6 protein-coding genes are annotated in these 7,087 nt (G+C 42.9%); 1 reads left to right on the top strand and 5 read right to left on the bottom strand.

Annotated features, from left to right (window positions below; all coding sequences use genetic code 11):
• Positions 1-32: 32 nt before the first annotated feature.
• The 5 genes from lnt to miaB are packed head-to-tail and all read right to left on the bottom strand — an operon-like array spanning position 33 to position 5,503.
• Positions 33-1,598 carry an apolipoprotein N-acyltransferase gene (gene lnt, locus H5201_RS21745; RefSeq protein ID WP_182785378.1) on the bottom strand — a complete coding sequence of 522 codons (1,566 nt, stop codon included), beginning with the start codon at positions 1,596-1,598 and terminating at the stop codon, positions 33-35.
• On the bottom strand, positions 1,579-2,460 hold the full coding sequence (corC, locus tag H5201_RS21750) for a CNNM family magnesium/cobalt transport protein CorC (RefSeq protein ID WP_149980717.1): 882 nt from the start codon (positions 2,458-2,460) through the stop codon (positions 1,579-1,581). Before corC ends, lnt begins: the two co-directional genes overlap by 20 nt.
• A 22-nt stretch (positions 2,461-2,482) precedes the next feature.
• Positions 2,483-2,941, bottom strand: a complete 459-nt coding sequence (gene ybeY / locus H5201_RS21755) for an rRNA maturation RNase YbeY (protein ID WP_145240621.1) — start codon at positions 2,939-2,941, stop codon at positions 2,483-2,485.
• A gap of 4 nt (positions 2,942-2,945) precedes the next feature.
• A complete protein-coding gene (locus H5201_RS21760) occupies positions 2,946-4,007 on the bottom strand; it encodes a PhoH family protein (RefSeq protein WP_145240623.1) in 1,062 nt (353 codons plus the stop codon).
• A gap of 50 nt (positions 4,008-4,057) precedes the next feature.
• Positions 4,058-5,503 carry a tRNA (N6-isopentenyl adenosine(37)-C2)-methylthiotransferase MiaB gene (gene miaB, locus H5201_RS21765; protein ID WP_145240625.1) on the bottom strand — a complete coding sequence of 482 codons (1,446 nt, stop codon included), beginning with the start codon at positions 5,501-5,503 and terminating at the stop codon, positions 4,058-4,060.
• Positions 5,504-5,756: 253 nt separating this feature from the next.
• Here miaB and H5201_RS21770 point away from each other — a divergent pair, with 253 nt between their 5' ends.
• Entirely contained in the window at positions 5,757-6,926 is a 1,170-nt protein-coding gene (locus tag H5201_RS21770) for an FAD-dependent oxidoreductase (protein ID WP_145240627.1), read from the top strand.
• The last annotated feature ends 161 nt before the right edge of the window (positions 6,927-7,087 follow it).

Genomic DNA, 7,087 nt, shown 5'->3' on the forward strand with positions numbered 1-7,087 from the left:
CCGCTTACCGCTTACCGCTTACCGCTTACCGCTTACCGCTTACGACTTATAGCAATCCCCATAACTCCCATTAACACCACTACAATCCACACAGACCAGTTACCGTATTGACTATAGATGCTGTCGCCTTGGATTAGCTTGATATTAACTTTAAGGGTGTCGGCTTCAAATTGTGGCATGCTGACTTGAATTTGACTGATTGGGTCGTATACGCCGCTGATACCATTGTTGGTCACACGAATAAGCGGGCGTTGCAATTCAAGGGCGCGCATACGGGCTATTTGCATGTGCTGGTGGGGGCCGTGGGAGGCACCAAACCAGGCATCATTACTTACAGTAAATAAAATATCCGAATCATTGTGGTAATTACCACGCACTAAATCAGCAAAAGCGATTTCGTAGCAAATGGCCGGTAATATATTTAAGCCATTAGCACGTAAGTTATTTTGAACTTGGTCGCCGCGAGTGAACGATGACATGGGTAGGTCAAATAATGGCGCGATAGGGCGCAATATATCTTCAAATGGCACAAACTCACCAATGGGAAGTAATTGGTGTTTTTGGTAACGGTTTTTACCTAAGTATTGATAATGACCATGTTCGTCACCCTGCTCTTTATTACCAAGTACAATTAATGTGTTGAAGATTGCTTTAGTGTCGCGCTGATAGTCAACAATACCTGTAATGAGAGCAGTATTGTTAAATGAGGCTGCGCTATCTAAGCCTGCTAAATAGCTATCTGCAAGTGCTTCTATTTCAGGCACTGCAGCTTCTGGCCAAACGATTAAGTCGGCATCCCAGTGTGGTCGAGTCATATCTTGGTACTTACTCATTGTGGTCCAAAATTCACTCGGGTCAAAGCGCAGATGCTGTTTGATATTGCCTTGTACCAGTAAGGCGCTAATTGTTTTATCACTGTAACTGTTATTGCGCGTATAGTGAGTAATAGCGAATAGTAAAGCGATGCTAAGTACAGTGGCTGTTGTGGCTTTAAAGTCTCTAATAAAAAGCAGGCGATAGAGCGCAAAACCAATCGCGATACATACAAGGGTTAAGCCAAACTCACCAATTACTGGAGCGAGTAGATTAAGTGGGCTATCGGTTTGAGTATAACCAAAGCTTAGCCAAGGGAAGCCGGTGAGTACCACACCACGTAAGTATTCGGTGACAGCAAAGCCTGAGAGTAATAATAAACCATAGCTACTAGGGCCGCTAGCAAAGCGTGTGGCAAACATAAAGGCTAAAGCCGGGTAGATAGCTAAATAAGCACATAACAGCACCATCAGTAACACTGAGGCTACCAGTGGCATACCGCCGAAGGTGGCAATGGAGACATGCACCCAACTGATACCCGCGCCAAACCAACCGAGGCCAAATATAAAACCATATTTGGCGGCGCGTTTACTGGCTAGTTTGCCATATTGCTGCCCAGACTTATGTGTGTGGGTACTGTATATCGCTAATGCTAAACAGGCGAACGTGAGGGGCCAAATCTCAAAAGGGGCATAACATAAGGTTAAAAAGAGGCCCGCAACCAGTGCGAGCCATGCTTTTTTATCTTTTGCTAAATGCAGGCAGTTAGTCAGAAGTGTCTTCACTGTCGTTATCATCAGCCTTTGGCACTGTAACCTGTAATTGCAATAATCGACGATTATCGGCATTGGTTACTTTAAATTGTAAGCCATCTATATCAATTATTTCACCACGGCCAGGCATATGCCCAAAGGCGTGTAAAACAGTACCACCGATGGTATCAGCGTCTTGCGTGCTGTAGCCAGTTTTAAAATATTCGTTAAAATCATCAACAGGAGTAAGTGCTTGAACAACAAACACATGCTTTGCAAGTTGACGAATATCTAGTTGCTCTTCTTCGTCGTGTTCATCTTCAATTTCACCGACGATGAGCTCAAGAATATCTTCTATGGTTACTAAACCAGATACACCGCCGTATTCATCAATTACTAACGCCATATGGTAACGCTGTTGGCGAAACTCATTAAGTAGCGTATCAACACGCTTACTTTCTGGCACAACAACGGCTGGGCGTAAATAATCACGTAATGATGGCAGTAGATCATCTTTATTGAGGATCAGTGGTAATAGATCTTTTGCTAGTAAAATGCCTTCAATGTGGTCTTTATCTTCACACACCACTGGAAAACGTGAATGAGTTGAATCGACCATCATTGGAATGAGTTCTTCTAGCGGCGCTTCCACTTCGAGCGTGATCATTTGTGAGCGCGGGATCATAATATCTCGCACTTTTAACTCTGACACACCGAGCACACCTTCGATCATCTCTTTGGTTTCAGGATCAATGACATCCCGAACTTGCGCATCGGCAATTACTTCAGCCAGCTCTTCTCTATTCTGGGGTTCCCCTTGCAACATTTGGGTAATTCTACCCAACCAGGTCTTGCCAGAAGAACCCTGGCTAGTCTGCGAGTTATCGTCGCTCATTGCGTCTACTTGCTCCGTAAATTTAAATATCGTCCCGATATGGGTCTGCTATGCCTAATTCGGCAAGCAATTGCTTTTCAATGCTTTCCATTTCTGTCGCATCTTCATCCTTTATATGGTCAAATCCAAGTAAATGCAAGCATCCGTGGATCACCATATGGGCAAAATGGTCATGAAATGACTTTTCTTGCTCTATTGATTCAGCTAACACTATGGCTGGGCAAATAACTAAATCACCCACCAAAGGTAGCTCTATACCTGCTGGCGCTTCAAATTCAAACGACAACACATTGGTTGGTTTATCTTTACCACGGTAGTCATTATTGAGTTGTTGGCTTTGTTCTTCATCAGCAATAACAATACTCAGCTCTGATTCATCACGGTATTGACTAAGCACTTTATTAGCCCACAGCGCAAACTGCTCAAGACTAGGCAAGTTATCAAACTCGCAGGCTATTTGTAAATCAAGTTCAGTGTTCACGGCATCACTCTTTAGTCGAAGGTTGCGCTTGCTCTTGGTTTGCGAGCAAGTCTTTAGCACGTTGTTTTTCGGCGCGTTTGAGTCGTTCTGCTTCATCGTTACGTTCGTAGGCTTCAACAATGCGTGCCACGACAGGGTGGCGTACCACGTCCTGTGATTGGAAGAAGTTAAAGCTTATTTCGTCTACATCGCTAAGTACTTCAATGGCGTGACGAAGCCCTGAGCGCGCACCACGGGGTAAATCTACTTGGGTAATGTCGCCAGTGATCACTGCTTTTGAATTAAAACCAATTCGGGTTAAGAACATTTTCATTTGTTCAACCGTGGTATTTTGGCTTTCATCTAAAATAATAAAGGCATCGTTAAGTGTGCGACCACGCATAAAGGCAAGTGGAGCGACTTCAATGACATTTTGTTCCATCAGCTTTTCGACTTTTTCAAAGCCGAGCATTTCAAATAAGGCATCGTACAATGGGCGCAGGTATGGGTCGATTTTCTGACTTAAATCACCTGGTAAAAACCCCAGTTTTTCACCGGCTTCAACAGCAGGGCGGGTCAATAAAATACGCCGTATTTCTTGACGCTCTAAAGCATCAACTGCTGCGGCGACAGCTAGGTAGGTTTTACCTGTGCCAGCAGGCCCTATACCAAAGGTGATATCGTGACGAAATATATTCGATACATAATGACCTTGATTGTCGTTACGTGGTTTTATTACGCCACGACGAGTTTTGATCATCACCTCTTTGCCATATTCGTTTAGCTCATCTTGCTCTAATGCATTTGACTCACTAATGGCTAAATGTACGGTATTTGCTTCAATTTCAGTAATAACACCGCGTACTGGCTGAGTTTCGACATATAAGTCTTTGAGGATTTCCATCGCTGCAAACGCGCTGGTGGTTTTACCGGTGATTTTAAAATAGTTATCGCGATGAGTAATCTCAACACCTAAGCGGCGTTCAATGTGTTTGATGTTTTCGTCAAACGGGCCACATAAAGATGAAAGACGTTTGTTGTCGGAGGGTTCTAAATAAATCTCTAATTTTTTTAATTGATTACTCAAAATTGCTTCCTGTTTTGATGTGCCAGCGAGGCTGGCACAGTAAGTTTCGCCTAAGGAACGAAAGTTGCAACACCTAATTCATCAGGGGTGGCTTGCGGCTCTGGTTGTGCTGCTTTACTTAAAATATCAGCAGGAGCAACCGCACGGCGTAAGTTCATTTGGGATTCTGTACGAATTAAGTCACCGCGTAAAGAGTTTGGCAGTGCCTCAGTTATACGTACATCAACAAACTGACCGATCACTGTGTGTGGGCCAATAAAGTTTACTACGCGGTTGTTTTCAGTACGGCCACGTAGCTCCATCGGATTTTTCTTGGATGGACCTTCAACTAGGATGCGTTGTTCAGTATCAAACATTTGACGACTGATCTGTTGCGCCATTTGAGTAATACGGTTTTGTAGTAGGTATAAACGCTCTTTCTTTTCTTGCTCGCTGACATCATCAGGCAAATCAGCCGCTGGCGTACCCGGGCGTGCGCTGTAGATAAAGCTAAAGCTCATATCAAAACCAATATCATTGATAAGGTTCATCGTCGCTTCAAAGTCAGCGGCGCTTTCACCTGGGAAACCAATAATAAAATCTGACGACATACTTAAATTAGGGCGAATTTTACGTAATTTACGAATCGTTGATTTGTACTCAATAGCAGTGTGACCACGTTTCATTAAATTAAGAATACGATCCGAACCGCTTTGTACAGGTAAATGTAAGTGATCGACTAATTCAGGTACGTCGGCATAAGCGTCAATGATGTCTGGTGTAAACTCTACCGGGTGCGACGTGGTGTAGCGAATACGGTCAATCCCGTCGATAGCTGCAACATAACGAATTAAATCTGAGAAGTAACAAATTTCACCATCGTGAGTTTCGCCGCGATAAGCATTTACGTTTTGACCTAGTAGGTTTACTTCACGAACATTTTGCTCTGCAAGTTGAGCAATTTCTAATAATACATCATCAAGCGGGCGGCTGACTTCTTCACCGCGCGTGTAAGGTACTACGCAGAAGGTACAGTATTTAGAGCACCCTTCCATAATAGATACAAATGCAGAAGGACCGTCTGCTTTTGGCTCTGGTAAACGGTCAAACTTTTCAATCTCTGGGAATGAAATATCAACCACAGAGCTGCCTTTGTTACCTTGCACTTGTTTGATCATTTCAGGTAAACGGTGCAATGTTTGAGGGCCAAAAATAACGTCAACAAATGGTGCGCGTTGGCGAATTGAATCGCCTTCTTGTGACGCAACACAGCCACCAACACCGATGATCAGATCGGGTTTGTCATCTTTGAGTAATTTCCAACGGCCTAGTTGATGGAATACTTTTTCCTGCGCTTTTTCGCGAATTGAACAGGTATTGAGTAGGATAACATCTGCATCCCCAGCTTCATCAGTTAACTGGTAGCCGTTGGTTGCATCGAGAAGATCAGCCATTTTCTGAGAGTCGTATTCATTCATCTGACAACCCCAGGTTTTAATATGCAGCTTTTTACTCATTGAAATATAGCCTCGTTTTCAATTCGGTAGTGGCACGGTTGTGCGCTAAACAGGATAAGCGGCACTTTCGCTTACTTAAAGGACGCGTATTTTAGCTGGATACCCGTCTAGATCCAAGTATAGTTTTTATGTTTGTGAATTGAAGTCAAACAAAGTGCGTTTTATGGTTGATTAAGATGAAACTCACTCGCACTTGCAAACAGAAGTACGATACAATCAAGCGCACTGAAAATAACCAAATTAGTGACTAAAAATGATGAAAAACAAGGTTGTTGTTGTTGGCGGCGGCATGGTTGGTGCAGCCACAGCAGTTAAACTCGCTAAACAAGGATGCCAAGTAACAGTGATTGAGCAGCAGATAATTGATGCTGATGCTGTATTGGCAAGTGAAAAAGTTGATATTCGTGTATCTGCTATCAATCGTTTTTCAGAAAACTTATTAGATGACTTAGGCGCTATGCCTATTTTACGAGTGCATCGACATGCCCCATACCAACAGCTCGAAGCGTTTGAACGAACGGGCGATAACCTTTTGTTTGATTGTCACGATATTAATACCACTCATTTAGGCCACTTAATTGAAAATAATTTAATTCAAGCGAGTATCTGGCAACAGTTTGCACAGCACAATATCGAAGTGATTGAAACACCTCAATCATTGTCCGCAATTGAGCAAAGCGAACAGCAAGTGACATTGCATTATGGTGAGCAGCAATATACAGCTGATTTAGTTGTTGCTGCAGATGGTGGGCAATCGTTATTACGTCAACAGGCCGGTATTGGTGTTACGGGTTGGCAATATGGTCAGCATTGTATGGGAGTATTAATAAAACTAGACGCTGCGCAACAAGTAAAAACATGGCAGCAGTTTAAGCCCACAGGTCCGGTAGCTTTTTTACCTATGCAGGCGCCATACGCCAATTTAATTTGTTACCACGATGCAAAGCAGTTAAAGCAATGGCAGCAGCTCTCAGCAGGCGAATTAAAACAGCAACTGCTTGCACATTTCCCGCCCTTAGCTGGGGACTTTGATATCATAGAGCATGCTGTATTTCCGTTAGCCCGCCAACATGCCAACAGCTATTCAGATGGCCGTATCGTGCTGGTTGGTGATGCAGCGCATACGATTAATCCGCTCGCTGGGCAAGGGGTTAACTTAGGTTTTCAAGATGTCGTAGCACTTGCTGATATATTAAAAAATGCAGACGATATAGGTGCTGCACAATATCTTAAACAATATGAGCAAACTAGACGCAAAGCAAATTTGTTAATGATGAGTATGATGGACGCTTGTTATTTTGGTTTTTCTAATCAACTAACTCCATTGCAGTGGGCACGCAGTCAGTTTTTGAAAATGGCAAATAAAACCGGACCGGTAAAGCATTGGGTATTAAAATATGCGATTAGCGGTGAAATCAGTTAAGAATTCTCATTTTATTAAAAATATGATTATCATAGCGAATTATACCAATCGTGTTAAGTTACTGACCATTTATAGCGACAGATAAATACAGTGATAACAAGGCGTAAATTTTGACATGTAGTTGTTCTACTTGAAAAAATTATAACGCAGTTAGCGCTTTA

The sequence above is a fragment of the Pseudoalteromonas sp. SG43-6 genome, from assembly GCF_014164365.1.
Lineage (GTDB): Bacteria > Pseudomonadota > Gammaproteobacteria > Enterobacterales > Alteromonadaceae > Pseudoalteromonas > Pseudoalteromonas rhizosphaerae.